The 26,669-nt window shown below is 72.4% G+C and carries 17 protein-coding genes; 8 read left to right on the top strand and 9 right to left on the bottom strand.

Annotation, left to right across the window (positions count from 1 at the left end):
- Positions 1–5 precede the first annotated feature (5 nt).
- Positions 6–869 carry a BTAD domain-containing putative transcriptional regulator gene (locus tag AB0G28_RS12065; protein ID WP_361086788.1) on the bottom strand — a complete coding sequence of 288 codons (864 nt, stop codon included), beginning with the start codon at positions 867–869 and terminating at the stop codon, positions 6–8.
- A gap of 252 nt (positions 870–1,121) precedes the next feature.
- Between AB0G28_RS12065 and AB0G28_RS12060 the strand changes: the two genes are divergently transcribed.
- From AB0G28_RS12060 to AB0G28_RS12050, 3 genes are read left to right on the top strand one after another with little or no spacing between them, the layout of a single operon-like run.
- Positions 1,122–2,060: a UbiA family prenyltransferase gene (locus AB0G28_RS12060; protein WP_361086785.1), complete on the top strand. Its 939-nt coding sequence runs from the start codon at positions 1,122–1,124 to the stop codon at positions 2,058–2,060.
- 13 nt (positions 2,061–2,073) lie between these two features.
- On the top strand, positions 2,074–3,138 hold the full coding sequence (locus tag AB0G28_RS12055; protein ID WP_361086782.1) for a sensor histidine kinase: 1,065 nt from the start codon (positions 2,074–2,076) through the stop codon (positions 3,136–3,138).
- The gene (locus AB0G28_RS12050) at positions 3,135–3,785 is read left to right on the top strand and encodes a response regulator transcription factor (protein WP_361086779.1); all 651 of its coding nucleotides are present in this window, start codon (positions 3,135–3,137) and stop codon (positions 3,783–3,785) included. The genes AB0G28_RS12055 and AB0G28_RS12050 overlap by 4 nt, the downstream gene beginning before the upstream one ends.
- A 323-nt stretch (positions 3,786–4,108) precedes the next feature.
- Here the strand turns inward: AB0G28_RS12050 and AB0G28_RS12045 are convergent, their stop codons facing one another.
- Both AB0G28_RS12045 and AB0G28_RS12040 read right to left on the bottom strand, forming a co-directional pair.
- On the bottom strand, positions 4,109–5,584 hold the full coding sequence (locus AB0G28_RS12045; protein WP_361086776.1) for a hypothetical protein: 1,476 nt from the start codon (positions 5,582–5,584) through the stop codon (positions 4,109–4,111).
- A 3-nt stretch (positions 5,585–5,587) separates the two neighbouring features.
- Complete coding sequence (locus AB0G28_RS12040) at positions 5,588–9,286, bottom strand: ACP S-malonyltransferase (RefSeq protein ID WP_361086774.1); 3,699 nt, start codon at positions 9,284–9,286, stop codon at positions 5,588–5,590.
- A gap of 256 nt (positions 9,287–9,542) precedes the next feature.
- Here AB0G28_RS12040 and AB0G28_RS12035 point away from each other — a divergent pair, with 256 nt between their 5' ends.
- Positions 9,543–10,739, top strand: coding sequence for an MFS transporter (locus tag AB0G28_RS12035; RefSeq protein ID WP_361086771.1), 1,197 nt, complete (start codon positions 9,543–9,545; stop codon positions 10,737–10,739).
- 70 nt (positions 10,740–10,809) lie between these two features.
- Here the strand turns inward: AB0G28_RS12035 and AB0G28_RS12030 are convergent, their stop codons facing one another.
- From AB0G28_RS12030 to AB0G28_RS12005, 6 genes are all read right to left on the bottom strand, one after another.
- Positions 10,810–11,334, bottom strand: coding sequence for a DUF4142 domain-containing protein (locus tag AB0G28_RS12030; protein ID WP_361086768.1), 525 nt, complete (start codon positions 11,332–11,334; stop codon positions 10,810–10,812).
- A gap of 116 nt (positions 11,335–11,450) precedes the next feature.
- On the bottom strand, positions 11,451–12,812 hold the full coding sequence (locus AB0G28_RS12025; protein ID WP_361086765.1) for a diaminobutyrate--2-oxoglutarate transaminase family protein: 1,362 nt from the start codon (positions 12,810–12,812) through the stop codon (positions 11,451–11,453).
- Positions 12,809–16,867 (bottom strand): Pls/PosA family non-ribosomal peptide synthetase, encoded by a 4,059-nt coding sequence (locus AB0G28_RS12020; protein WP_361086762.1) that lies wholly within the window; start codon positions 16,865–16,867, stop codon positions 12,809–12,811. Before AB0G28_RS12020 ends, AB0G28_RS12025 begins: the two co-directional genes overlap by 4 nt.
- A complete protein-coding gene (locus AB0G28_RS12015; RefSeq protein ID WP_361086760.1) occupies positions 16,864–18,123 on the bottom strand; it encodes an aspartate kinase in 1,260 nt (419 codons plus the stop codon). The genes AB0G28_RS12020 and AB0G28_RS12015 overlap by 4 nt, the downstream gene beginning before the upstream one ends.
- A 289-nt stretch (positions 18,124–18,412) precedes the next feature.
- Complete coding sequence (locus tag AB0G28_RS12010) at positions 18,413–19,480, bottom strand: alpha/beta hydrolase family protein (protein ID WP_361086757.1); 1,068 nt, start codon at positions 19,478–19,480, stop codon at positions 18,413–18,415.
- Positions 19,481–19,727: 247 nt separating this feature from the next.
- On the bottom strand, positions 19,728–21,347 hold the full coding sequence (locus AB0G28_RS12005; protein ID WP_361086754.1) for an AMP-binding protein: 1,620 nt from the start codon (positions 21,345–21,347) through the stop codon (positions 19,728–19,730).
- A gap of 132 nt (positions 21,348–21,479) precedes the next feature.
- On the opposite strand from AB0G28_RS12005, the gene AB0G28_RS12000 reads away from it, so the two are divergent.
- The 4 genes from AB0G28_RS12000 to AB0G28_RS11985 all read left to right on the top strand — a co-directional run bounded on the left by AB0G28_RS12000 (position 21,480) and on the right by AB0G28_RS11985 (position 26,669).
- On the top strand, positions 21,480–22,328 hold the full coding sequence (locus AB0G28_RS12000) for a LuxR C-terminal-related transcriptional regulator (RefSeq protein WP_361086751.1): 849 nt from the start codon (positions 21,480–21,482) through the stop codon (positions 22,326–22,328).
- Positions 22,329–22,456: 128 nt separating this feature from the next.
- Positions 22,457–23,029: a TetR/AcrR family transcriptional regulator gene (locus AB0G28_RS11995; protein ID WP_361086748.1), complete on the top strand. Its 573-nt coding sequence runs from the start codon at positions 22,457–22,459 to the stop codon at positions 23,027–23,029.
- 209 nt (positions 23,030–23,238) lie between these two features.
- Positions 23,239–25,104 carry a CocE/NonD family hydrolase gene (locus tag AB0G28_RS11990; protein WP_361086745.1) on the top strand — a complete coding sequence of 622 codons (1,866 nt, stop codon included), beginning with the start codon at positions 23,239–23,241 and terminating at the stop codon, positions 25,102–25,104.
- A gap of 26 nt (positions 25,105–25,130) precedes the next feature.
- Entirely contained in the window at positions 25,131–26,669 is a 1,539-nt protein-coding gene (locus AB0G28_RS11985; RefSeq protein WP_361086742.1) for an ABC transporter substrate-binding protein, read from the top strand.

Genomic DNA, 26,669 nt, shown 5'->3' with positions numbered 1-26,669 from the left:
GCCACTCAACGGCGGGGCCCGACCGTCCCCGGCGCCGGCCGCGGAGGACGCCTCGACCGCGGTGCCGGACAACGGCGCGCGCCATCGGTTCGCCTCGCCGAGAATTCCGGCGCCCGGAGCTCGCCGCGGACCGCTCTGGCGAAGATGCGGCTTGTCGTCTCGGTCGGGGCCGTGTCGAGGTCGTGCCGGAGCCTTCGCGTGCACATCCGGTGCCAGTTGCGTACCTGCCCCAGCTCGCCGCGCCTGGCGTGCAGGACCATCAGCGTCTGGTACACCTCCTCCTGGTACGGGTCGATTTCCAGGATCCGGTGGCACAGTTCGACGGCCTCGGCGTCGTCACCCCGCCGCAGTGCGTCGGCGCGCAGCGAACCCAGGGCGTAGAGCGCCCGGGTGCGGTAGTACTCCCGCTGCTGTTCGACCCAGTCCCCCGTTTCCCCGGGCAGGAAGTCGCCGGCGTACAGGTCCGCCGCCCGCCGGTAGCACGCGACCGCTTCGGCTCGCGCTCCGCGTGACTCCGCGGCGTGCGCTTCGCGCAGGGCGGCGTCGAACTCGTCCACGTCCAGCCACAGGTCCTCGGCGACGAGCCGGTAACCGTGTGCGCGGCCGGCGATCTCGAGCGGATGGCCGGCGAACGTCCGGCGGATCGCGTGCGCCGCCACCTTCAGCGAACTCGCCGACGGCGCGGCACCCGGCCACAACGTCTCGTACAGCTTCTCCCGCCGGACGATCCGGCCTCGGTTGAACAGCAGGTACTGGAAGAGGTTGCGCGCCTTGCCCGCGTGCCAGCACGTCACCGGTTCGCCGGCCAGGGACACCTCGAAAGCGCCGAAACACCGGACCGTGACCGCGGAATCACCGTCGTTTCGCATGATTTCGTCCCCCATCCGAACCACCCGGAACCCTCACGCCGAGGCGCGATCCCACGCTAGGCGGCCGCGGTTCGCCGCTCAACGTCCGGCCCGCCAAGGAGGAACCAGCTCGGGACGATGGTCCAGGGGGCATGTCACGAACGTCGTAGCCCGCCTTCCGCCTCCGGCCATGTCGTCCCCTCCGACCCGGCCGCAGAATCTCCGGTTGTCCATACCACTGCCGTGGAATACCCCGGTCGAACGGAGGTGCCGATGACGTCGACGACGATTCTGTTTCCCGCAGCCCGATCCGCGCACACGTCGCTGGGGCGCCGGCTCGCTCTCGCGTGGCGGGAGGCGCGGCCGGTGGTGCAGCTCGTCTTCCTGCTCCGGTTCGCCGCGGGCGCGGCGCTCGGGACGGCGGCCGGCACGCACGGCGCCGTGCCCAGACCCGCGCTCCTGGCGGCCGCGCTCGGCTGGCTCGCCACGACCTGGGCCGTCTACCTGCTGAACGGGGTGGCGGACGTGGTCGAGGACCGCGCCAACGGCAAGGCGCGCCCGATCGCGCGGGGCGACCTGCCCCGCCGCCCGGCCGTCTCGATCGTCTGGGCTCTCTCGGCGGCGGGGCTCGGGCTCGCGATGACCGTGTCCGCGACCCAGTTCCTGCTGACCGCGGCGATGCTCGGGGTCGGGTGGGCCTACTCGCTGGGACCGTGGCCGCTCAAGGCGAACCTGGCCGGGTTCGTCGCCGCGGTGACCGCGCTGGGCCTGCTCACCTACCTGGCCGGCTGGTCGGCCGCCGGCGGCGGGCGGCTGACCGGACCGGTTTTCCTCTTCGGTCTCATGATGTCCCTGTGGATGGGGTTCGGCGGCTCGACCAAGGATCTCGCCGACGCGAAAGGCGACCGGCTGGCCGGCCGGAAAACGCTGCCGGTGCTGCTCGGCGACCGCCAGGCCCGCGTGGTGATGGCGCTCGCGGCGAGCTCGGTCGGCTGGACGTTCGCCGTTCTCTGCGCGATCCGGGCGAGCGGGATACTCCCCGCGGCCGCGGTCGTTTTCGCCGGTTCGGCGGCGCTTTCGGTCACGGTTCTCACGTCGCTGAGCCGCGGCGGCCGGTCCGCGGAACGCCGTCCGTACCGGGTGTTCATGGTCACCCAGTACTGCGCGCACCTCACGCTGTTCGGCAGTCTTTGGCCGGGTTCGCCACTGTGAGACAATTCCCGGCGTGGCCGACGAGAACGTGCTGTTCCCCGCCGTCCTCCGACGCACGGCCGTGCGGTCGTTCCACGACCACCTGCGGGCGGAGGGCAACCGCCTGGCCGACGTCCCGGAGGCGACGGCCCAGCTGCTGCGCCAGGCCGAATCCGTCCTCGACGACGTCGACACCGCGCTCACCGGCGCTCCGGCACCCGCCGCGGAGGCGGACCGGCTCAGCGCCGAAATCGGGGCCAGCCGCGCCAGCCGGGGAGTTCACCCGATCGAGTCGGCGCACGCCGCCGTGACGATGTACCGGGTCCTGCTCCCGGTGGTGCTGGAACGGGTCCGGCCACGCTGCGAGGAGGACAGCGCGCTGCTCACCGCGGCCGGCGCGCTGCAGGAGTCGATCATGCACCGCGTCGGGATCGGCGCGGTGTCCTACGCCAGCTTCCTGCTCGAGAAGGTGAACCACTCGCACCGTGACGAACGGCGCCGGATCGGCCGGGAGCTGCACGACCGCGCCGCCCATTCGATCGGCGTCGGCCTGCAGGACCTCGAGCTGTACGACGTGTACGCCGACACGGACCCGCCGCGCGCCCGGGCCCGGATCGGGACCGCCCGCACCGCGCTGCGCGAAGCCCTCGACGCGATCCGGGGGCTCGCCAGGGAACTGCGGGAATCCGCGGTCGAGATCGGCGGCCTCGCCAAGGCGCTCGACGACTACGTGGCCACCCGGGTCCCCCCGGACATCCACACCACCGTGTCGGTGACCGGCGACGAGCACCTGCCGGACGAAGTGTGCGAGGAGCTGTACATCGTCCTGCGCGAAGCCATCCGGAACGTCGTGCTGCACGCGGGCGCGCGCACGCTGGAGGTCACCGTCACGGTGGCCGACGCGGCGGTGCGCGCGACCGTGCGGGACGACGGGCGCGGGTTCGACCTCGCCGCCGCGCTGGCCGCCCGCTCGGGTGTCGGGCTGTCGTCCATGCGCGAACGGCTCGAGCTCCTGGGCGGCACGTTCACCATCACCGCGGTCCCGGACAGCGGGACCACGATCTCGATCGCGGTCACCCACCTCGGAGCCCATCGATGACCGGGCCGAAGGTCACCATCGTCGTCGCCGACGACCACACCCTCTTCCGGCAGGGGCTGCGCGAGCTGCTGTCCACGGACCCGGAGTTCGACGTGACCGGCGAGGCCGCCCACGGGGACGAGGCCATCACGCTGGTCCAACGGCACCGGCCGAACGTCCTGCTGCTCGACGTCGAAATGCCGGGGCCCGGCGCGAAGGCGGTGATCGAGCGCGTCCGGCGGACGTCCCCCGAGACCGCGGTGGTCATCCTCACCATGCACGACGCGCCCGCGCTGGTGCGCGAACTGCTGGACTACGGCGCGGCGGCGTACCTGGTGAAGAGCATCGCGCGCGAGGAGCTCATCACCGCGATCCGGTCGGTGAGCCGGAGCAGGGACAACGTGCTGCTGTCGATCCCGCGCGCGACGATGGAGTCGCTGGAGCGCCAGCAGGAGCAGCGAACCCTGCTGTCCGAACGGGAACTCGAGGTCCTCCGGCTGGTCGCCGCGGCGATGAGCAACGCCCAGATCGCCTCGCGCCTGTTCATCAGCGAGGGCACCGTGAAACGGCACCTGACGAACATCTACGGGAAACTGGGGGCGGTGTCGCGGGTGGACGCGATCAAGAAGGCCGTCAAGGCCCGGCTGATCGACGACCTCGACCGTTGAGTGTCCATTGAGGACTTGCGCGTAACCGTTTCATAGCCGTCACAAGGCATCCTCCGGGTATCGGTAACCATCGATATTCCTGGAGGTTCCCATGGCGACGATGTGGGTCGACTCGGCACCCCAGCCGTGTCCGCGGTGCGCGCGGTCGACGGTGCTGGCGACGTTCCGGTGGCAGCGGCGCTGGGTGCACGTGGGCACCTGGCGGCCCGAATGCGAACGAACTCCCGCGCCGGCGGCACCCCGCGGTGCCCTCGCGGGGGCGAACCATTGAGCGCCACAACGGAAATCCCCGGCCGGCGGCCGGGGATTTCCGTTGTTTCGGCTCAGGACGCCAACGGGAACCGGAACTTCTTGAACAGTTCCGTCTCACCCCGGTCCCGGCCCCGCAGCCGCAGGGCGTAGCTGATCAACGCGTGGTCCAGCATGTACAGCCGGGTCCCCTCTTCGCGGCCGCCTTCGGAAAGGTGGCCGACGACCCAGGCCACGGCCGACCGGCCGCCGTACCGGGGCGAGGGGGTGTAGAGCCGGTCCGCCTCGCCGATCTCGCCCAGCATGTTCAGCGTGTAGCTGAACGGATAGGGCCGGTTCGCCCGGTCCAGGTCGGTCCGGTCGAGGTCGGGGTAGGAGTCCACCAGGCGGTCCAGCCCCCGGCCGGTGATCAGGTCCGCCCGGCCGGTCACCATCGCCGTCTCGATCATGTACGGGTACGCGATCCCGTTGCGGAAGAAGTTCGCGCCGGGATCCGCGTGGTCCCACGGCCCCAGCACGTCCTCCACGAAGGCGTCCAGGTCCGGCACCTGCTCGGCCAGCCGGCCCAGGTTGTGCAGGGCCACGAGGTAGTACAGCCCCATGTGGGTCCGCTCCACCGGGTCGATGCGGCCCAGCAGCTCCTTCGCCTCCGCCAGCCGGTCCTTCCGGTAGGTGAGGTACTCGGCGCGGCCGGCCGTCGCGATGGCGTTCAGCATGGTCAGCAGCGGGTAGATCTTCCCGAAGTCCTCGGTCATCGGCTGCGGGAAGGCCGGCGGGAGGTTCAGCTCGTCCGCGCGGTCGAGGTGGTCCAGGACCTCCTTCAGGTAGTCCCGCGGGCCGTCGAAGACGTGCCCGTCGTAACCCAGCAGCGAGATCACCGAGAGCAGCATGGATCCGCCGCGCCCGCGGAAGAAGGGCGCGGGGATCCGCTCCAGGAGGTCCAGAGCTTCCCGGACGTGGTCACGCTCGCCGGTGACCAGCCGGTCCGCCAGGCCCAGCTGCCCGAAAGCCAGGAACACCGCCGTGCACGCCGACAGCCGTTCGTAGTCGCCGTGGCGGCCGCTGTTCTCGTCCTCGATCCGGTCCGGCCGGATCTGGTCGGTCACGGCGAGGATCTCCGCCGGGAAGTCCATCCACTCGTTGACCAGCAGCTTCCGGTCCAGGCCGAGCTTGGCGAACGCGTCCATCAGGAGGCAGCCCGCCGTGACGCGGTAGTACGGGTTCGCCTCCGACCGCACGGCGTCCACGATCGCCCCGACCGCCGAGCCGACGTCCGTGCGGGAAAAGCCGACGTCCGGGGCGGCGACGTTCAGGATCAGGTCCGCCAGCCGCCGGGCGAACAGCGTGTAGGAGTTGACCGGCGGCACCTTCGCCGCCAGCAGGTCGAACGTGTGCCGGATCCGCTCGGCGGCGACGGGGTCGTAGTCGATCGGGTACTGGCCGAGCCCGATGCCGCGCACCATGCGGCTCCACGGCGTCGCGATCATCCGGGACTCGGCGGTGAGGTCGGCCAGCCCGGCCACCGGCAGGGCCGGCGATGCGTCGGCCATCGATCAACCCTCCTCCCTCTGCCGGGTGCGCGGCACCCGGCTGGTTCGACGTGAATCGGTTGCCGGCCGCGCCTCCGGCCGCGACGACCGGGGAGCGCGGTGCCCGGGGACGGCGGGACGGCGGGTGGCCGTGCGTCGCCGCGGCCGCTCCAGGTGGGCCAGCGGCGGCACCGGCACGCCCAGGAACTCCGTCCGCTCCCCCGTCAGCATCTGCAGCGCCCAGTTGAGCCACTTGATCCCTTCGCAGTAGATGGCCACCGGCCGGCGCTGCGCCTGGTAGGTGTCGGTCAGCGTCCCGTCCAGCTCGGACTGGAAGTGGAACGGCGGCATGGCCGCGAAGTGCGTGCCCATCAGGAAGACGAACCGGATGATCCAGTACGGATCCTTCAGCTGGCGGGACTCCGGGTCGTCCCGGTGCACGGCCGCCATCACGGAGGCGAAGTAGTCCTCCATCCCGCGCGGGGCGGCCGGATCGACCGCTTCGCCCTTGGCCACCACGTCCCGCACCCGGTAGGACTGCTGGTACGGGTTCCCCGCCACGAAGCCGACGTCGACGCGGGGTGTGCGCCCCTCGCCGGTCCGGACCCGCAGGGTGAACTGCTCGTAGTGGATCTCGTCGTAGTGGCCGAGGCAGTTGTGCCAGGGCTTGTTGTCGTACATCGCGTCGTCGCGGGTGTCCGCGCCGTCGCTCTTGAAGCCGATCGCCCGCGGGTCGAGGAACCGGATCCCGACGGACTCCGCCGTGATCGCCGCCAGCGCCGCGTCGATCTCCTCGCGGGGCGCGCCGGTCTCGATCAGCCGCTGGGCGTGCAGCAGCGGCACGGTGTTCCCGACCTTGATGTTCTCGGTGTTCGTGTCCCCCATCACCAGGGAGTGGAACCGCGGCTCCAGGATCCGGAGGTACTCCGGGTGGGCCCGGAACCGCGCCAGCAGCGCCCGGGAGTTGAGGTAGGTGACGCCGTCGATGACGATGTGCTCGGTGTCGAGCAGTTCCGGGGTGAACGTGCGCGGCGCGGTGCGCCGGCAGAGCGCCAGGCGGTCCTCGATCTTCCGGAAGTAGGAGACGTCCAGGGTCTCGCCCGGGGCGGGGACGCGGTTCACCGTGTGCACGGTCCGGTTCAGCACCCGGAAGATCTCCTCGTAGAGCCGGGCGATCACCGCCGGCGGCGGCGAGTTCCGCTCGACGAACCGGCTGACCTCCTCCCCCGGCACGTAGCTCATCTCGTAGACGACTTCCGCGCAGCCGGTGGCCGTGCCGTCCGTCCGCGCGTGCGGCGGAACCGGGATGACCCGCTCCCGGACGTCGTGGACCTCGGGGAAGTACCGGCGCACGGACGCCGGCAGCGCCCGCAGGTACTCCGCTTGCTTCCGGGCCTTGGCGAACGGCGGCAGCATCACGCCCCGGCCGTCCGGGTTCCAGCCGACCGTGGTCAGCGCCTCGCTCAGCACCTTGCGGACGGTGGTCCGGTCTTCGCCGTCCTTGCGCAGGAAGATCGTCATGGACTCACTGCCGCCGTTGCCGAAGCCCAGCACCCGTTCGCCGATGCCGAGGTAGGCGTTGACCGTGCCGCTGAGCACCCGCCTGCCCTGGGCGTAGCGCACCACCCGCTCGTTCTCCACGGTCATGGCCAGGACACAGTCGTCCTCGAACGCGTCGAGCGCCGGGTTGAGGCCCTCGGTCCGGACCTCGGCCACGGACGACACCCCGATGATGTCGGCCCGGTGCGGCCCGGCGTCGACGCCGGCGGCGTCCAGCGCGGATCCGAGCGAGAGGATCCGGCAGTTCCCGTTGAGGTGGATCCGCCGGACCCCGGCGTCGAGTGCGTCGCCGAAGAAGACGGCACGGGTCGCGGCCGCGATGTCCTTCGCCGACCACAGCGGGACACCCGCCGGCGACACGACGGGCAGCTCGGGCTCGGTCAGCGAGGAGAGCACCCGGTCCAGCTCGGCCTCCAGGTCGAGTCCCACGCCCACCTCCCGGTACAGGTCGCCGGCCGCCACGACGTCGGCCACGGGCGCCGCGCCGGACGCCGCCAGCGCCGCCAGCCAGCCGACAGGGTCGCTTCCCTCGAGGTAGCAGTCGTTCTGCCGGAACAGCGCCGGACGGTCGTGCCGGAGCGCCTGGAACAGCGCCAGCTGCCGGGCGATCGCCGCCTGGCTGTGATCGGAGAGCCGGTCGAAGTGGACGACCACGACCTCGGTCGCGCCGGTCGTGGCGAGACTCCGGTCGGTGACCCGGCCCGTCCGGTCCAGCACCCTCAGCTCGGTGTCGACCTGGCCGAGCCCCTCCCCGGTGATCCGCTTCTTCAGCCGCGCCCGCAGCACCAGCTCGCCGTGCGCGGCGTCGACGTCGCCGCGGTGCCGGTAGGTGTGCTGGAAGACCTCGAGGAGCTCGTAGAACGCCGGTGCGGCGTCACGCCGGGAGCCGAGCATCTCGCCGGTGATGACGTCCCGCATGGTGCGGTGGAGGTATTCGGCGCAGAAGGAGTCCTCCGACGCCAGCCGGAAGAGGTCTCGCAGCGTGTCCAGGTGCCGGTGGTCCAGGCGGTCCCCCGAGCCGCGCAGTTCCGCCAGCTCGGCCAGCAGGCCGTCCACGAGTTCCACCACGGGGAGCACCGGATCCGCGGTGCCGGTGTAGGCGGTCACGGGCGCCGCGACGGCGTTGTCGCGCAGCAGCCGCACGGATTTGTCCCCCAGCCCCAGTTCCACCACCAGCCCCGGACGGAGGCCGGCCAGGGTCGCCACGGTGTCCCGGGACGCCATGACCTGGTCGGTGATCGCGAGGACGCCGTCGCGGACGTCCTCGGCCGTGGTGAGCAGGCCGCCGCCGTGGTTCGAGACCACCGGCGTGCGGGGCTCGCGGAACACGATGCCGTTCGCGTCCAGGAACTCCCCGAGCGCCTCGCGGACGCCGCTCATCCGCGCGGAGTGGGCCAGGAACTTCGTCGGCTTCTTCAGCTCTTCCGCACGAATCGCGGAGAACCGCGTCAGGAACGCGTCGAAATCCGCTTTCACGCCGGACCGCACGTACACGTTCGCCTGCCGGTCCGAATAGCGCTTGTGAACCTCGACGTCCGCCTCCGGGAACGCTTTCCCGAGATCGCCGAGAACGGCAGCGAGATCCGCGGGTTCCCCCTTCAGGGCGATGACGTGGAACGGTTCGGGCACCAGCGGCCGTCCGCGCAGGGAATCGGGGAGGTACGCGGCGACCTCACGGGCGACCGGCTCGTCCGGCACCCCGCCCTCCGCGGCCACCAGGGTCAGCGGGGTGAACGCCCGCGCGATCTTGACGCCGTCCCCGACGCTCAGCGCCCCGCTCGCCACCGCCGAGGCGATGATCCCGAAGCTCTCGCCGGTGTAGGCCAGGAAGCCGAGCGGAACGCCGCTCTTCGCCGCCGTGCTCCGCAGGTGGGCCTCCAGAGCCAGGCTGTGGGTGAGGAACGCCGCCCCCAGGAAAGCTTGCTGCGCCAGCTTTCCCGCCGGCAGGTTCTCCGGGACCAGCAGGAGATCCTCCGGCCGGCACCCCAGCGCCCGCGCGGCCTGCCGGTAGACCTCGAGCACCTCCGGATCCCCGGAGTCCGGCAGGTCGCTGCCGAGGTCCCGGTACGCGTCCCGGCTGCCCAGGCCGGGGAAGAAGCCGACGACGCGCTCCCGCGGTGACGGGAGCGCGGCCGGCCGGGAACGGGAAGGAACCACTTTCATCGCCTCTCCCTAGAGTTTGGTCCAGGGCGGAAACGGGAAACCTCGCCCTACCGCCGATGTCGCGTGTGGTACCGAAAGTAGGAGCGCCGGGCACACGGCTCAAGCGAGCCGGCGGCGGTAGAGCCGATCAGGCAGGACGCACTGTCACCAAAGTCGTAGTGACGATTCCACCTACGATGGCGGCGCCCCTTCCGGCGCCGTTCCTACGATGAGGTCATTCACCCACGAGGGCGTGCGCATTGAATGGAGGGTAGACATGCCTATCGGGCTTCTCGCCTTGGCGCTGGGAGGCTTCGGCATCGGGCTGACCGAATTCGGGATCGTGGGTCTGCTGCCCGAGGTGGCGGCGGATTTCGGGGTCACCGAGCCGGTGGCCGGGTACCTGGTCTCGGGGTACGCGCTCAGCGTCGCGATCGGCGCCATCGCGCTCACCTTGGCGATCACCCGGTTCGACCGCAAGAAGGTGCTGCTCGGGCTGATGGTCCTGTTCATCGCCGGCAACCTGATCTCGGCGGTCGCGCCGGTCTACTCGGTGATGCTGCTCGGCCGGATCGTCGCGGCCCTGTGCCACGGCGCGTTCTTCAGCGTCGGCGCGGTGGTCGCCGCGGAGATGGTCGCGGAGAACCGGAAGGCCAGCGCCATCGCGCTGATGTTCGGCGGCCTGACCGTGGCCAACGTGCTGGGCGTGCCGCTGGGCACCCTGCTCGGCCAGCAGCTCGGCTGGCGCTCGACGTTCTGGGCGATCACCGTCATCGGTGTCATCACGCTGGCCGGCATCTGGCTGCTGGTGCCGCAGCCGGAACCCGTCGGCAAGACCAGCCTGCGCGGCGAGCTCGGCGTGTTCCGCCGTCCGCAGGTCTGGATCTCGGCGGCGATCACCGTGCTGTCCTACGGCGGCATGTTCGGCGCGTTCACCTACATCGCCTTCACGCTCACCGAGGTCAGCGGCTTCGCCACCAGCACGGTGCCCTGGCTGCTGGTGCTGTTCGGCGTCGGCATGTTCGCCGGCAACTTCCTCGGCGGCAAGGCGGCGGACCGCGCGCTGGACAAGTCGCTGCTGGTGATCCTCGGCCTGCTCACGGCGGTGCTCGCGGTGTTCGCCCTGACCGCGCACAGCAAGGTCCTGACGATCGTCTCGCTGTTCCTGATGGGCACCGTCGGCCTGGCCACCGCGCCCGGGCTGCAGCTGCGGATCATGCGGTACGCCGAGGACGCGCCGACGATGGCGTCGGGCGCCAACATCGCGGCCTTCAACATCGGCAACGCGCTGGGCGCCTGGCTCGGCGGCCTGGCACTGGCCGCCGGACTCGGGTTCGTCTCGCCGCTGTGGGTCGGCGCCGGGGTCAACGTCGTGGGCCTGGCCGTCCTGCTGGCCGGCACGGCGGCGGCGCACCGGCGGCGGCCGCAGGTCACGGAGGCACCGCAGGAGGCTCACCGAGCCGTCACCACGTGACGCGCTCACGGCACCGCGCCGGACGCCCGCTCCCCAAGGAGCGGGCGTCCTCGTGTGCACGGGACGGCCTTCACGCCAGAGCGCAGGTCTCGAGCGCCGCCGTCGCCTCGTCCAGGTGTTCCTGCAGGACCGGTATCGACCGGGCCGCCAGTTTCTTGACGTCGGGAGACCATCCGTACCGCGTCTCCCACTCGGCCACGGCGATGCCCTGCTGGTGCACCACGATCTGGTCCCGCAGCCAGGCGATGTCGAAGTCGCGGCCGGTGCGGAACGCCTCGTCGGCGATGCGGTCCAGGTGCGCGGAACCCGGCGCCGAATACAGCGGGACGCCGTTTTCGGTCGCGACGGCCACCAGTTCGGTGTCCAGTGCGGTGTGGTGCGCCACGAACTCCGGTCCCAGCTCGTGTACCCGGGCGCAGCTGCCGCGGTTCACCAGGTTGCCGCTGACGATCTCGAACAAGTTGTCCCCGTGCGCCCGGTTCAGGTATTCGCGGTCCTGGGCGGACACGGTGGGCGGCTCGGCCGCCGACGCCGGCGTGGCGACGAGCAGGACTGCCAGCAGCGCGACCGCGATCGCCGAAAACCTTGCTTTCATTGCTCCTCCAAAGAGTTTCGGGTTCCGATCTTCGGCTTTTTCGCGCCACCACGGCAATCCGCGGCCCGAACCCCGCCGTCCGATCCGCTCGGCCGGGACTACTCGGTCGGGACTACTCAGCCGGGCCGGCAGTGCTCGAGCGCGTCGAGCAGGATGGTGCACGCCGCGTCGACCACCTCGGCCGTCACGTTCAGCGGGGGCAGGAGCCGCACGACGCCGTTGTCGCGGCCGCCGAGCTCGAGGATCAGTCCCGTGCGCAATGCCCGGGCCTGGACCGCCCGGGCGTACTCGGTCGCCGGGCGGCCGTCGTGCGGGGAGGCCAGCTCGATCCCCCACATGAGGCCCAGCCCCCGGACTTCGCGCACCCACGGCCGGTCGCGCAGCACCGCCAGCCGCCGGCCGAGCTGCTCGCCACGCCGCCGGACGTTGCCGAGCACGTCGTCGCGTCGCATGATCCGGACCGTTTCCGCGCCGGCGGCGAACGCGGCCTGGTTGCCCCGGAACGTGCCCGTGTGCGCGCCGGGCGCCCACACGTCGAGGCGGCGGTCGTAGAGGATGACCGCCACCGGCAAACCCAGGCCGCTCAACGCCTTCGAGGCGACGACGACGTCCGGCTCGATGTCGTACTGCTCGAACGCGAACCACGTGCCGGTGCGTCCGCACCCGGTCTGGACCTCGTCGACGACGAGCGGGATGTCGAGCTCTCGGGTCACCGCGCGGACCCGCCGGACGAACTCCCGCCGGGCCGGGACCACCCCGCCTTCGCCCTGCACCAGCTCCATCACCACCGCCGCGGGCCGCGGGATGCCGCCGAGCGGGTCGCGCAACGCGCGTTCCAGCAATACCGCGCAGTTCGTCTCGCAGCTGTCCTCGGTCAGCCCGAGCGGGCACCGGGAACACGACGAATACGGGAAGAAGTGCACGCCCGGCACACCATGGGCGATCGGCTGCTTCTGCGCGACCAGGCCGGTGACAGCCATCGCGGCATGGTTGGCGCCGTGGAAACCGCCCTGGAACGACACCACTTCCCCGCGCCCGGTCGCGGTCTTGCAGAGCTTCAGCGCGGCGTCCACGGCGTTCGCGCCGGCCGGCCCGCAGAAGTGGATCTTCATCCGCGAGCGCAGCCCCGGCGGGAGCATCGACAGCTGCGCGTCGACGAACGCGCGTTTCGCCGGGGTCGGGAAGTCGAGGCCGTGGGTGAGCCGCCGGAGCTGTTCGGTCGCCGCGGCCACCACCTCCGGGTGGTTGTGCCCGAGCGCGAGCACCCCGGCGCCGGACAGGAAGTCGATGAACACGTTCCCGTCGAGGTCGCGCACGTGGCTGCCGGCTCCGCCGGCGAGCGCGATCGGCAGGTTCCGCGGGTAGACCCGGGCGTTGGACTCCCAGCGCCCCTGGTGCGCGAGGTACTCGGCCGAACGCGGGCCGGGCAGCTCCCCGGCCACGTGGGGCACCGTGCCCACAGTTTGAGTTTCGATCATGACAGCCTCCCCGCGACGACCGCTTCGCCGGCGCCTTCCATGGCCGGGTTGCCCCGCCAGCGCGACCGCGGCGGCGTCACCGAGCCCTTCATCAGGAACGCGTCGGCCTCGACGACCGTCGCCTCTCCCATCGTCACTCCATAGTGGACGAACGCACCGACGCCGATCGTGCTCCCGGCTCCGACCTCGGTGCAGCCCGACTTGAACGTGCCGTCCTCGAGCGAGTGGCACTGGATCACGCTGCCCGCGTTGAGCGTGCAGTCGTCGCCCAGGGTCACGAGCGACTTCTCCGGCATCGCACAGCCGTCGTCGAAGACGCGCCGGCCGGTCCGCACGCCCAGCAGGCGCCACAGCAACCCCTTGAACGGCGTGCCGTTGAAGAAGGCGAGATAGCGACCCGGGCTCAGCTTCCAGAACCGTTCGTGCCGCCAGAAGACCGGGTCGTAGATCGAGCAGAACCGCGGCCGCAGCCGCCGGAAGCCCTGCGCCGCGTGTTCGGCCAGCACGAGGAACAGGACGGAGAACAGCATCGCGGCCACGATTCCCGCGGCCGTGGCGAACACGCCGAACCGCGGGTGCAGCGCGCCCGCCACGACGCCGATGCCGATGACCGCGGTCAGATCGAGCCACTGCACGGCGACGTACCAGCCCATGGTGAGCGTGTTGTGCCGCAGCTTGGCCGCGAGCGCCCGGCGCAGCTCGGTGCCGGTCCGCGGCCGGGCGACGTCGGTGTCCCGCCGGACCGAGCGCGGGATTTCGAACGCCGGCGAGCCGAGCAGGCCGACGTCCTCCCGGACCGGGCCGTCGAGGGGCACCAGCACCTTGGTCGCCAGCAGGCAGTTCCGGCCGACGCGGGCTCCCGGCGGGTACGCGATGTCGTTGCCGAGGAACGCTTCCGGCGGGACGCCGGTGCGGCGCAGGCGGAACGACGAACCCGAGTAGTCCGCGTTCACCAGGGAAAGCCCGTCCGAGACCATGGTTCCGGTGCCGATCGTGTTCAGGAACGGCGTTTCGTGCTTGACTTCGACGCCGAAGTTGGACCCGGTCTGCCGGACCGCCGACAGGTCGTACCCCAGCCCGCGCAGGTAGTGGACGATGTAACTGCTGTCGCCGAACAGGTAGGTGAACGTGCGGACGTTGGTCAGCCGCGCGATCGCCCGCTGGACGGCGTGCCGGAAGCCGTAGAGCGGGTAGACCCGGTCCGGTGCGAGGAACGGCCTGAGCAGCCGGGGTGCGGTGAGCACCAGCGCGAGGCCGCCGGCCAGCGTGCCGAAGTACAGCACGGTCGACCCGGCCAGCTCGTCCCGGTAGAACGCCCAGCTGCCGGCGTCCGCCCCGCCCGGCTGGACGAACCGGATCACGGCGCTCGCGACGCCGATCGTCGCGGGCGTGGTCACCAGCAGGAAGGTGGCCAGCTGGGCCACCGCGAACAGGATGCGGCGCGCCCGCCCGGCCAGCCCGGGCGGCAGTGTCCGGTAGTCCACTGTGGCCGGCCGGGCGGGCGAGCCGTGCCAGCTCTCCCCGGCCGGCACGGCCTGCCCGGCGGCGAGCGAGGACGCGTGGCCGAGCTGGGCGCCGTCGCCGATCGCCGTGTCGATGTCGAGCACGGCGGTTTCGCCGACGAACGCGTGGCACCCCACCGTGACCCGCCCGGTCCGGATGCGGCCCGCCTCGGCCCGGTAGCCGGTCAGGTAAGAGTCCTTCCGGACGACCGCGCCGGCGCCGACGGTCAGCAGGTCGGTGCACACCGGAACCGTCCGCGACAGGATGACCGCTCCCGCGCCGATCTTCGCTCCCAGCAACCGGAGGTAGAGCGAGTACAGCGGGGAACCGGTGAACAACGACAGGGGACAGAACCGGAGCACGGTCTTGACCGTCCAGAAGCGCAGGTAAGCCGGGCTCCACAGCGGGATTTCGCCGGGTTTCCACCGGCCCGCCAGCAGCCACTTGACCGCGATCGGCGCCACGCAGAGCGCGGCGAACCCGGCTCCGCCGGCGGCGACGGCACGCAGATAGCCGTCGAGCAGCCCCGCCGCCCCGGAAACCCAGGCGTAAACCGTGTCCAGCAGCGACGCCGACGCGGCGACGTACGCCAGGAACACCAGCAGCTGGTAGGCCCCGCACAGCGCGTAGGCGAGATTGCCGGCCCGGTGCGGAGTCCGGGGTGGGGTCGCCGGCACGAGCCGCCGTGGCCCCGCCTCGAACACCGACCGGGCCAGCTCCCGGACCGTCGGGTGCAGGTACAGCTGCTTGACCGGCAGCGGGGGCAGCTCGCCGGACTCGCGTACCCGGGAGCAGAACTTGGCCAGCAGCAGCGAATCGGCCGCGAGGTCGTCGAAGAAGTGTGCGGTGACCGAGACGCGGCCGAGCCGGAAGACCTCGGCGAGCGCCTCGGCCAGGATCCGTTCGGCCCGGGTTTCCGGAGCCACGTACGCGGCTTCGCCGGAGACGGCCCGCGGCCCGCTCGGGGCCGGCAGGTGCGCGCGGTCGGCCTTGTGGCTCGGGGTCATCGGGATGCGGTCGAGCTGTTCGAAGTAGACCGGCACCATGTAACCGGGGAGCCGCTCGCGCAGCAGGCGTCGCAGGTCTTCGACGTCGACGGCCGCGGTGTCGCGGCGCAGGCTGTAGTAGGCCACCAGCTCGGTGGTGCCGGGCTCCGGCGAGTACGTGCCGACGACCGCCTGCGCCACGCCCGGCGCCCGCAGCAGCGCCGACTCGATCTCGGTGAGCTCGACGCGGTAGCCGCGGACCTTGACCTGCGTGTCCGTGCGGCCGTGGTACTCGATCTCGCCGTCCGCGGTGATCCGGCCGAGGTCGCCGGTGCGGTAGATCCGCCCGGACGGGTTGTCCGCGATGCCGAGGAAGTCCGGGACGAACGCGCGCTCGGTCAGCTCGGGCCGGTTCAGGTAGCCGGCCGCGAGGCCGATCCCGGCGATCCCGATCTCCCCGAGGGCGCCGGCCGGCAGCGCGCGCGGCTCCGCGGGATCGAGGATGACCACGGAGTAGCTCGGAAGCGGCACCCCGATGGTGACCGGCCGGTCCGGGTGCAGCACCGACCACGTCGCCGTGACCGTCGTTTCGGTCGGGCCGTAGACGTTGAGGAAGCGGCGGCCGGGCCGGTGCCACCGGGCGACCAGGTCCTCCGGGCAGGCTTCGCCGGAGACCAGCAGGAACCGCAGGTCCGGCAGGTCGTCGTCGAGGGTGGCCAGCAGCGTCGGCACGCAGCACAACGCCGTGATCCCGTTGTCGCGCAGGAAGTCCCGCAGCTCCGCGCCGGCCAGTGCGGCGCCGCCGGGCCGCGGCACCAGCGTCGCCCCGGACAGCAGCGGCACCCAGATCTCCTCCACCGAGAAGTCGAAGGCGATCGTCATGCCCTGGTACATCCGGTCGCCGGGTTCGATGCCGTAGCTCCCCGCCGCGACGCGGACGAAGTTGGCGAGGGCGGCGTGGTGGATCGGCACGCCCTTCGGCTGCCCGGTCGAGCCGGAGGTGTAGACGACGTAACAGAGATCGCCGGCCGGGTCGCCGCGTTCGGCCGGGGTGAGCCGCCCGCCGGGGCGGGCGGCGATCCGGTCCGCCTCCTCGTCGAGGCAGAGCAGTTCGGTGCCTTCCGCGAAGCGATCGCGCAGCGGCGACGCCGTCAGCACGAGCCGCACCCCGGCGTCCCGCAGGATGAAGCTCAGCCGGTCATCGGGGAACGCGGCGTCGAGGGGCACGTACGCCGCTTCGGCCTTGAGCACGGCGAGCATCGCGACGTAGCTGTCGGCCGGTTCGGCGAGCAGCAGCCCGATCCGGTCGCCGGGTCGCGTGCCCCGCGCCCGCAGGTGCCGGGCGAGGCGGTCGGCCCGGGCATCCAGCTCACCGAACGTCAGGCGGAGCCCGTCCGCGTCGACGGCGAGCCGGTGGGACTGCCCGTCCGCCGCCAGCCGGTCGCAGAGCTGCTCGAAGAGGCGGTCGAGCCGGTCGCCGTCCCGGCTCCGGTGGCCGGCCCCCTCGCCGGTGAGGACCCGGCCGTCGGCCGTCAGCACGCCCGCGGGCGTTTCGCGCGGGCTCACGGCCTCGCCTCCGGCGGCAGGTCGAGGTGGAACGACCGGTGCAGCGCGCGGACGGCGACGTCGAGCCGGTCCAGCGGCAGCACCGCGGTGAGCCGGCCCGCGGAGACCGCCATCGCCGGCACCGTGGCGCCGAGTTCGCCGGCCGTGCGCAGGACTTCGGCGGGCATGTCGGGCCGGCCGAGCAGGCCGGTGCCGATCACGGACAACGCGCCCAGGTCGTCGTCCACCGTCCACGGCGCACCGAGCTCGTCGACCAGCTCGCGGGCGGGTCCGGCGAAGGGCGCGGTGCCCCGGAGGGTGAACCGCAGTTCGCCGTCGCCCGGCCAGCTCAGCGTGTCCGGGTGCAGCCCGTGCCCGGCCAGCCCGGCCAGCAGCCGCGCCCCGCGGTCCGGGGACAGCCGGGACGCCCCGATCCGCAGCAGCCGCACGTCGCGGTCGTGCGCGATGCCGATGACCTCGGCGCCGCGCTCCAGCGCCGGCTCCGCGGCGTGCACGCGGGTGCTCGGCCCGGTCCGCGAGGAGTGCCGCACCCGCACCGTCACCCCGTGCCGCCCGGCCAGCTCGACCGATCTCGGGTGCAGGACGCGGGCCCCGCCCCGGGCGAACTCCGCCATGGCCTCGTAGGAGACCGACGGCACCGGCCGCGTGTCCGGCACGATGCGCGGATCGGCCGTGCGCACGCCCGGGACGTCGGTGCAGATCTCGCATTCGGCCGCCCCGAGCGCGGCCGCCAGGGCGACGGCCGTCGTGTCGGAGCCGCCACGCCCCAGCGTGCGCAGTTCGCCGTCGGCGTCACGGCCCTGGAACCCGGCGACCACGACGACGCGGCCGGCGCGCAGCCCGTCGAGGATCCGCTCCGGATCGATCGCCGCGATCGTCCCCGCGCCCGCTTCGCCGGTCACCTCGATGCCCGCCTGGTCGCCCGTGAGGGAAACGGCGTCGACGCCGCGGCGGGTCAGGGCCAGCGCCAGCACCGCGGCGGAAACCTGTTCGCCGGTCGCCAGCAGCTGGTCGAGCTCACGCGGGTCCGGCCGGTCGGCGAACTGCCCCGCCAGTGCGACCAGCCGGTCGGTGGCGTCGCCCATCGCCGAAACGACCACGACGACCGACCGTCCCGCGGCGGCGAGCTCGGCGATCCGCGCGGCCACGCCGCGCACGAGCTCCGGCGTGGCCAGCGACGACCCGCCGTACTTGCGGACCACGATCCCCTCGACCGCGGCCCTCCGCTTGGTGTCCGAAATGCCGAGTTCGGTCATTTCGCATGATTTTCCCACTCGTCTTTCCTCCCCGTTCGCGACGCCAATCCGGCGTCGCCGCACCGAAAGTAGTGCGGCATTTCGCGACCGGGTACCCCCGTCTGCGGGAACGAACTCCTTTGCTGTCAAGCAAAGCCGGGATGAGGAACATCCAATGTCGACGTTCGTAAAACGTCGGGGAAATGCATCTGCGCCTTTCGGGAAACCGATTTCGCCGCCACGGAGACGCGAAATCCGCATGACCACCCCCTCACCCGGGGGTGGCCACGCGCGACCGCCGGCCGGTGGTTCACCCGCCCAGCCGCAGCGGCCGGGTGAGCAGGGGGAGCGACTGGTGCAGGGAACGCTGCCACCACGGCCAGTTGTGCGTTCCCGGCCCGTAGAAGTCGGCCGTGACGGTGGCGCCGACCTCGCGCAGGCGCCGGGCGAACGCCGTGTTCATCTCCGCGCACAGCGGCTCGATGAACAGGTCCGGTGGCGTGCCCGGCGGGTCCAGGACGCCGGGGGTTCCGTTCCCGCACGCCAGGTACAGCGGGATGCCGGTCAGGTTCGGCGCGAGGTCGTAGGGGTTGTGCGCGGCCCACACGTTCGCGTTCAGGTTCGGGTCGCCCCACAGGGCCGTGGGGTCGTAGCCGTCCTTGACGAGCACGCCCTGGATGAGGCTCGTTCCGCGAGCGGCCTGGTACGTCGTGTGCACGACGCCGCTGTAGGCAGCGGCGGCGGCGAACATCCCCGGATGCCGTCCGGCGTAGGACATCGCGCCCAGCCCGCCCATCGACAGGCCGGCGATCGAGCGGACGGTTCCGGCGCCGTAGCCGCGCTCGAGGATCTGGCGCAGCTCGGTCAGGTGGAAGGTCTCCCAGGCCGGCGGCCCGCCGGCGCCGCGGTTGAACCAGTCCGAGTAGAACCCGTCCCGGCCGCCCGAGGGCATCACCACCAGCATCTCGGCGCCGCGGGTGAAGGTGGCGACGTCGGTCGAGCGCGTCCACGACGTGTAGTCGTCGCCCGCGCCGTGGAGCAGGTAGAGGACCGGCCAGGTGCGCGCCGAACCGGGTGTCCAGTCGGCGGGGTGCAGCAGCCGCACCATCGCCGTGGCCGCCAGCGCGGGCGAATCGACGGTCAGGTCGAGCATGGTCGGGGTGAGCCGGGTTTCCGCGATCACCCGGGCGCCACTGTCGGCCACCGCTCGTGCCGCACCGGCGGCGCGCGCCGGCCACGGGGTCGCGACGGCGAGCGCGGACAACCCCGCGGCCGCGCCGAGGACGAAGTTCCGCCGGGACACGCGCGTGGACGCGGGTCCCCGCTCGAGTGCTGCCGCGCGGGGCTGGATCTGCCGGTCTTCGACGGGCCTGGGCATCGTTGCCTCCAGGGGGTGAGGGACGGAGCCTGGCGCCCCCGAGGGGACCCCGGTCGCGTCGGTGCGACCGGCCCGGGGGCGCCAGGCGGTGGGGAGAGCGGACCGCTCTCCCGCCCACGCCGGCGAGGACCGGCGCGGGAGTCGGGATCCCCGGCCGGGCAGCCGGGATCGGCCGGCGCGCCGGAAACCGGGCGCGGGCAGGGGAAGCCGCCCGGGGGTCACCCGGGCTCGGCGGGACCGGCGTCGCTCAGGAACGCCGCTCGGCGTACCGCACCGCCGACCGCTGGAGCTTGCCGCTGGGTGTCTTCGGCAGCTCACGGACGAAGTGGACGATCCGCGGGTAGGCGTGCGCGGCGAAGCGGGTCTTGACCAGTCTCTGCAGCTCTTCGGCGAGCTCCGGACCGGCGGCGCACCCGGGGCGGACGACGACGTGGGCCGCGACCACCTCGCCCCGCAGCTCGTCCGGGACCGCGACGACCGCCGCCTCCGAGACGGCGGGATGGGTGTGCAGCACCGACTCCACTTCGGACGGTCCGATGCGGTAGCCCGCCATCAGGATGATGTCGTCGTCCCGGGCGGTGAAGTGGAACGTGCCGTCGGCGTCCTTCACGACCGTGTCGCCGGTGAGGTACCACCGCCGATCCGGGGTGAACCGTTCGGCGGTACGCCCCGGTGCGGCGCGGTAGCCGGTGAACCACATCAGGGGGCTGGCGGTGAGGTCGACGGCGAGCCGGCCGCGGTCCCCGGCCGCCGCGGGCTCGGCCGAATCGGGCTTGAGCACCTCGAGCCGCCAGCCCGGCAGCGCGCGGCCCATCGAGCCGGGACGCCGCGGCATCCGCAGGTCCGGGTGCCAGGCGTCGGCGAGCGCCATGCCCAGTTCCGTCTGCCCGTAGTGGTCGAGGATGGGGACCCCGAGCACGCGTTCCGCCCAGTCGCTGACGTCGGCGGGCAGGGGCTCGCCCGCGGACGAACAGTGCCGGAGCGCGAGCTCCGGCGGGGCTTGGTCGTCCGCGGCGCGCAGCGCGCGGTACACCGTCGGGCCCGCGGTGAAGTTGGTGACGCCGAAGGTCTCCAGCACCGCCCAGGTGAGCCCCACCGAGAATCCACTGTGGACCAGCAGGCTGCGCCTGCCGAGCCCGAGCGGGCCGATGATCGCGTGGTACAGGCCGTAGGCCCAGCCGGGGTCGGCCGCGTTCCAGAACACGTCGGATTCCTGGTGGTCCAGCCCGAACTCCTGGTACGCGAGCATCGACGACACCGCCCACAGCGGCACGGGAACGCCTTTCGCCGCTCCGGTCGTCCCCGACGTGAAGAGCTCGACGATGGTCGCGTCGCCGCCCGCGGCGACGGGAACCGGCTGCGGCGGTGCTTCCAGCAGGTCGGCGAACCGGTGGTCGCCGTCCGCCGCGGCACCGGTGGTGATCACGGTCAGCCGCCACGCCGCCGGGATGTCGTCGCCCGGCCGGAGCTTTTCCCGTTGCGAGGGCTCGGTGACCACGATCCGCGCCCCGCTGCCGCCGAGCCGGGTCGCGATGGCCGGCGGGGCCAGCGCGGTGAACAGCGGCACGTGGACCGCGCCGATGCGCCAGATCGCGAGCACCGTCACGACCAGGTCCGCCGACTTGCCCAGCAACGTCGCCACGCGGTCGCCGGGACGGGCGCCGAGCTCGCCCAGCGCCGTCGCCAGGCACGCGGACCGCGTCCGCAGTTCGCCGAAAGTCCAGTCACGGCGGGAAAGGTCCGGTTCCACCACGGTGAACGCGACGGCGTCGCCCGGGTGCCGGTCGCACAGCAGTTCCGCGGCACACGCCTGCGGACGGTCGAAGAGCGAGACCAGATCCTCGACCCGGCGGTCGGTACTCGTCATGGGGACCTCCCGGATCTTCGCGATACCGCCGCGATGCCGTATCGTGGAACGAATGTCCCATCGTGAAGCGGTCCCAGCCACCCCCGGGTGAGGGGAGCGGGACCCGTTCGTGACTTTGGCGAGGAGGCGGGTGTGACGACGAACCCCGCGGCCGACGACCGACCGGAGATCTACCGCGCGCTGGCCCGGATGCGGGACGCCACCGGGCTGCCGATCACCTTCGGCGGTGAGGTCGGCGCCGGGCGGCAGGTGAAGCTCAGCCAGATCGCGGGCCCGAACACGGGCGCGCTCCGGGGTGTCAGCCTCGAGTACGGGCGCGGGCTGGGCGGGAAGGCGGTGGCGCAGCGGCGGCCGGTCGTCGTCGACGACTACGTGCGCTCCCCCGGCATCAGCCACCACTACGACCACATCATCCAGGCGGAGGGCCTGCGGGCGATGGTGGCCGTCCCGGTCGTGGTGACGCGCACCGTGCGCGGGGTGCTCTACGGCGCGCTGCGCAGTTCGATGCCGCTCGGCGACCGCGTGGTCCACACCGTCGTGGAGTCGGCGCGCGAACTGGAGCAGAGCCTGGCCGTGCGGGACGAGGTGACCCGGCGGCTCGCGTGGCTGGACCGGTACGACGCGACCGACTGCAACCGGCCGCACTGGGAGCTGGTGCGCGAGGCCTACGCCGAGCTCCGCATCCTCACCGACTCCGTGGACGACCCGGTGCTGCGCGGCCGGGTCCGGGCGGTGTGCGAGACGCTGTCCGCCGTCGCCGGGCGGCCGGCCCGGCGGGAGAACGTGCCCACGCTTTCGGCCCGGGAGCTGGACGTCCTCGCCTGCGTCGCGCTCGGCTGGACGAACAACCAGATCGCGGAAGATCTCGGGATCACGTCGGAAACGGTGAAGAGCTATCTGCGCAGCGCCATGCGAAAGCTCGTGGCCCGCACCCGGATGGAAGCCGTCGTCACCGCCCGGCGGTTCGGTCTTCTCCCGTGAGGGTACTGAATAGGGTACGATAGTATCGCGCGCGTCCTCGACCTGGAGGTGTGCGAGGCTACCGAACCATGACCGCGAAGCCACCTTGGATGACGCCACCGGGAGCGCGCACGGCACGAAGCCGGCGCATGTCCGACGCCAAGCGCGAGGAACTGATCCTCCGCCTGGAAAGGCTTTTCCTCGACGAGGGCTTCGCCCGGCTGACCGTGGACGACCTGGCCGGCCGGCTCCAGTGTTCCAAGTCGACGCTGTACGCGGTGGCCGGCAGCAAGGAGCAGCTGGTCGTGGTCGCCGTCCGACACTTCTTCACCGGCGCGGCGGCCCGCGTCGAAGAGAAGGTCGGGCCGATCACCGACCCGTCGCAGCGCATCGCCGAATACCTCGCCGGCCTGGGCGCCGAGCTGCGGCGCATGTCGCCGGAGTGCTACGCGGACCTGCTCACGTTCGAGGCGACCGCGGAGCTGTACGCCCGCCATTCCCTCGCCGCGGCGCACCGCGTGCGCGAGTCCATCCAGGACGGCGTGGCCTCCGGCGCGTTCCGGGCGGTCAACGCGGACTTCGTCGGCGCCGCGGTCAGCCTGCTCATCGACGGCATCCAGCACGGCGAGCTGCTCGACCGCTCGGGACTCTCCATGGCCGACGCCTACACCGAACTCGGGGCGCTCGTGCTCGCGGCGCTGACCAATCCGGACGCCGGATAACCCCTTTCCACGCGGCTCGTGGTGCCGATTCCGTGGGTACGACCGCGCACGATCGCTTGTGACACAACGAAAATCCGGCGGCACCGGGAGCACGGACCGGCCGCCGGGCTTGCATCGCGCCCGCACGTCCGGCTAACGTACGAAATGCGGTACTAAAGTATTCGATCTCGTACCCACCCGGTTTCCGTGTGGGCGAAGCGGAGGCGATGATGCCTGCACGCACGGACACCGACCAGCGCAGTGAAGTCGTGCTCCGGCGCGACGTCCGGATCCCCACCCCCGACCCGGGCGTCACCCTTTCCGCGAACCTCTTCCTGCCCGCGGGGTCCGGGCCGTTCCCGCTCCTGGTGACCCTCCTGCCCTACCGGCGGGACGTCTCGGCACTGACCGGCTCGCCCACCGAACGGTGGTTCGCCGAGCGCGGTTACGCCTCCCTGCTCGTCGACCTGCTCGGCACCGGCTCCTCCGACGGCGTCCAGCGGCCGCCGTTCGACCCCGGGGACGCCGACGACGCGCTCGACGCCATCCGCTGGGGCGCCGCCCAGTCCTGGTGCACCGGCGCGGTCGGCATGTGGGGCGGTTCCTACGGCGCCATCACGACGTTGCGCGCCGCCGCCCGGCGCCCCGAAGCGCTCAAAGCCGTCATCGCGCTCGAAGGACCGACCGACCCCGGCCGCGACTTCGTCCACCCCGGCGGTTCACGGGGCGCGTTCTCGCCGCTGGCGTCGTGGGCGGTGAGCACGCTGTTCAACCAGCTGCTGCCCCCGGTGGACGACTTCGCCGACCCGGACGAGCAGGCTCGCTGGCGCCGCCGGCTGACGTTCGCCCCCTACGTGCTGGACATGTTCCGCAACGGCCCCGGGGCCCCGGTCTGGATGCGGCGGCGGATCGACGTCGGGGCCGTGGAGGTGCCCGCCCTCTGCGTCGCCGGCTGGCGGGACCTGTTCGTGGACGGGGCGATCCGCGCGTACGAAGAACTGCGCGGGACGAAGGCCCTGATCGCCGGGCCGTGGATGCACGTCATGCCGCAGGAGTGCCCGGTCACCCCGATCGACTTCCTGGAGATCGCCCGGGCGTGGTGGGACCGCTGGCTGCTGGGCGTCGAGAGCCGTGACGACACCCCCGACGTCCGCGTGTACGTCCAGGGCCACCGGCCGCGGTGGCTCGGCTTCCGGTCCTGGCCGCCGGAGGGGACCGTCCGCGCCGAGGACCTGTCCGGCTGGCAGCGGTCCGCACCGGGAGTCCCCGACCCGGCCACCGGTCTGCAGTCCGGGCTGTGGGCCACGCCCAGCGGGCAGTTCGGGCTGCCGCTGGACCAGCACGGCGACGACAGCCGCAGCCTCACCTACACGTCACCGCCGTTGCCCCGGCCGCGGCTGATCAGCGGCCGCCCGGTCGTCGAGCTCGCCGCGGTGTGGCCACGGGTGTCGGTGAAGCTCACCGACGTCGATCCCGCGGGACGTTCCGTGCTGATCTGCGCGGGCCTCGAGTCCCCCGGCGACGGCCAAGCGACCGTGGCGCTGACCCCGACCACCTACGAAGTCGCCGCCGGGCACCGGCTCCGCGTCGTCATCGCCCCCGGCGACTTCCCGCGCGTCTGGCCGCAGGAACCGCCCGGCGGGTGGCCGGTGGCCCGGACCCTGCTGCTGCCGATCGCCGACCCCGCGAGCGCGCGCGAAGTCCCGATGCCGGAGCCGGCCGAGCCGCCGCTCGCGGACCTCGAGGACCGGCTCGACGGCGAGCCCCCGGAACAGGCGGCCTCCTGGGAGATCACCGAAGACCTGTTGCACGACACCGTTTCCCTGCGCCTGACCGCGTCCAACCGGATCCGCCCGGAGGACGTCCCCGGCGGGCGGCACACGATGAGCGTCGACCAGGAGCTCGTCGCCACCGCGAACCGGCTCGAGCCCGGCGAGTCCACCGTGACCGGGCAGATCACGGGGACCGTCGTCACCGCGACCGGTGCCCAGGTCACCGTCGAAGTCGCCGTGACGGCCACCGCGACGGCGCTCGACGCCACCGGGAAGGTCGTCCAGGACGGCGTTTCCCTGCTCGACCGGCACTGGCGCGGCTGACCGCGTCCCCCAGCGAAAGGTGCACCATGTCCTCGCCCGCCGTCCTCTCCCGCCGCGGCTTCGGCCGCGCCGGCCTCCTGCTCGCCGCCGGGCTCGCCGCCGGCGCGTGCGGCGGGCCGGCCGGCTCGCCCACGGACCGCACGCTGCGCATCGGCCAGTACTGGCCGCCCACCAGCCTCGACCCCGCGAAGGCCGGCGGTGAGTCCCAGCTGTTCCTGCAGCCCGCCTACGATCCGCTGATCTACCGGGCCGCCGACGGCAGCTACCAGCCACGGCTGGCGACGGCCTGGCGCTACCTCGGCACCGGCAACACCGCGTTCGAGATCACCCTGAGAGACGGCGTCACCTTCGTCGACGGCAGCCCGCTGACCGCGGACGCCCTCAAGGCGAGCATCGAGCACTTCCGCCGGTCCCAGGGGCAGGCGGCGGCCTTCCTCGCCCCGATCGCCACGATGACCCCGCAGGGACGGCTCGTCCTGCGGCTGACGCTGAACCAGCCGCACCCCCTGCTGCCGTCGCTGTTCACGCAGGACTACCTCGCCGGCTACGTGATAAGCCCGGCCGGGGTCGCCGCGCCCGCGGAGCTGGCGACCCGGACCTTCGGCGCCGGGCCGTACGTCCTGCTCGCCGGCGAGACCGTCGCCGGCGACCACTACACCTACGGCCCCGACCCGAAGTACTGGAACTCGGCGGGCCGGTTCTACGACCGGATCACCGTCAAGGTCCTGCCCAACGAGAACACCGCGCTCGCCGCGCTCAAGACCGCCCAGGTCGACGTCGTCGCGGGCAGCTACGCCATCGCCGACGGCGCCAAGGCCGCCGGGTTCAAGGTCGCGTCGAGCCCGGCCATCGTGATGGGCCTGCAGCTCAACGACCGCGCCGGGACATTGAGCCCGCCACTGGCCGACGTGCGGGTGCGGCAGGCGCTCAACTACGCCGTCGACCGCGTGAAGATCACGTCGGCGCTGCTCGGCGAGTACGGCATCCCCGTGGACCAGCCGTCGGCGCCCGGGGAAGCCGGCTACAACGAACAGCCCTTCTACACCCACGACCCCGTGAAGGCCCGGCAGCTGCTGGCCGAAGCCGGGCTGGGCGCCGGCTTCACGCTGCCCGTCGTCATCCCCTCCACCCCCGCCTTCCCGGGCGACCTGGCCCAGGCCGTCGCGGCCGACCTGCAGCAGGTCGGCGTCACGCTGCGGATCACGGCCAAGGAGCCCGCGTCCGCCAACACCGCGCTGACGCAGTTCCCGGCCTCCAGCATGGGCTGGGGCGTGCTGCCGGCGTACTTCATGGGCCGCGGGCTCTGGCTGCGGGACGCGATCGGGATGAACCCCTTCCACAGCAGCGATCCGCAGCTGGAGAGCCTGGACCGGCAGGCGGCGGCCGCCGACGAGCACGCCCGGCCCGCCCTCGACAAGCAGATCATCCGGCGCGTGGTGGAGCTCGGCTGGTTCCTGCCGGTGTGCCTGAGCCCGGGCATGCTGTTCTACCGCGACACCGTCGGCGTCGACCCGGTACCCGGCAAGCCGTTCCCCAGCGTCACCGCCTGGCACCCGGTGGGCTGA

The organism is Amycolatopsis sp. NPDC021455 (assembly GCF_040640995.1).
Lineage (GTDB): Bacteria > Actinomycetota > Actinomycetes > Mycobacteriales > Pseudonocardiaceae > Amycolatopsis.
Note: the sequence above shows the minus strand (reverse complement) of the source record. Positions and strands in the feature narration are given on the sequence as shown.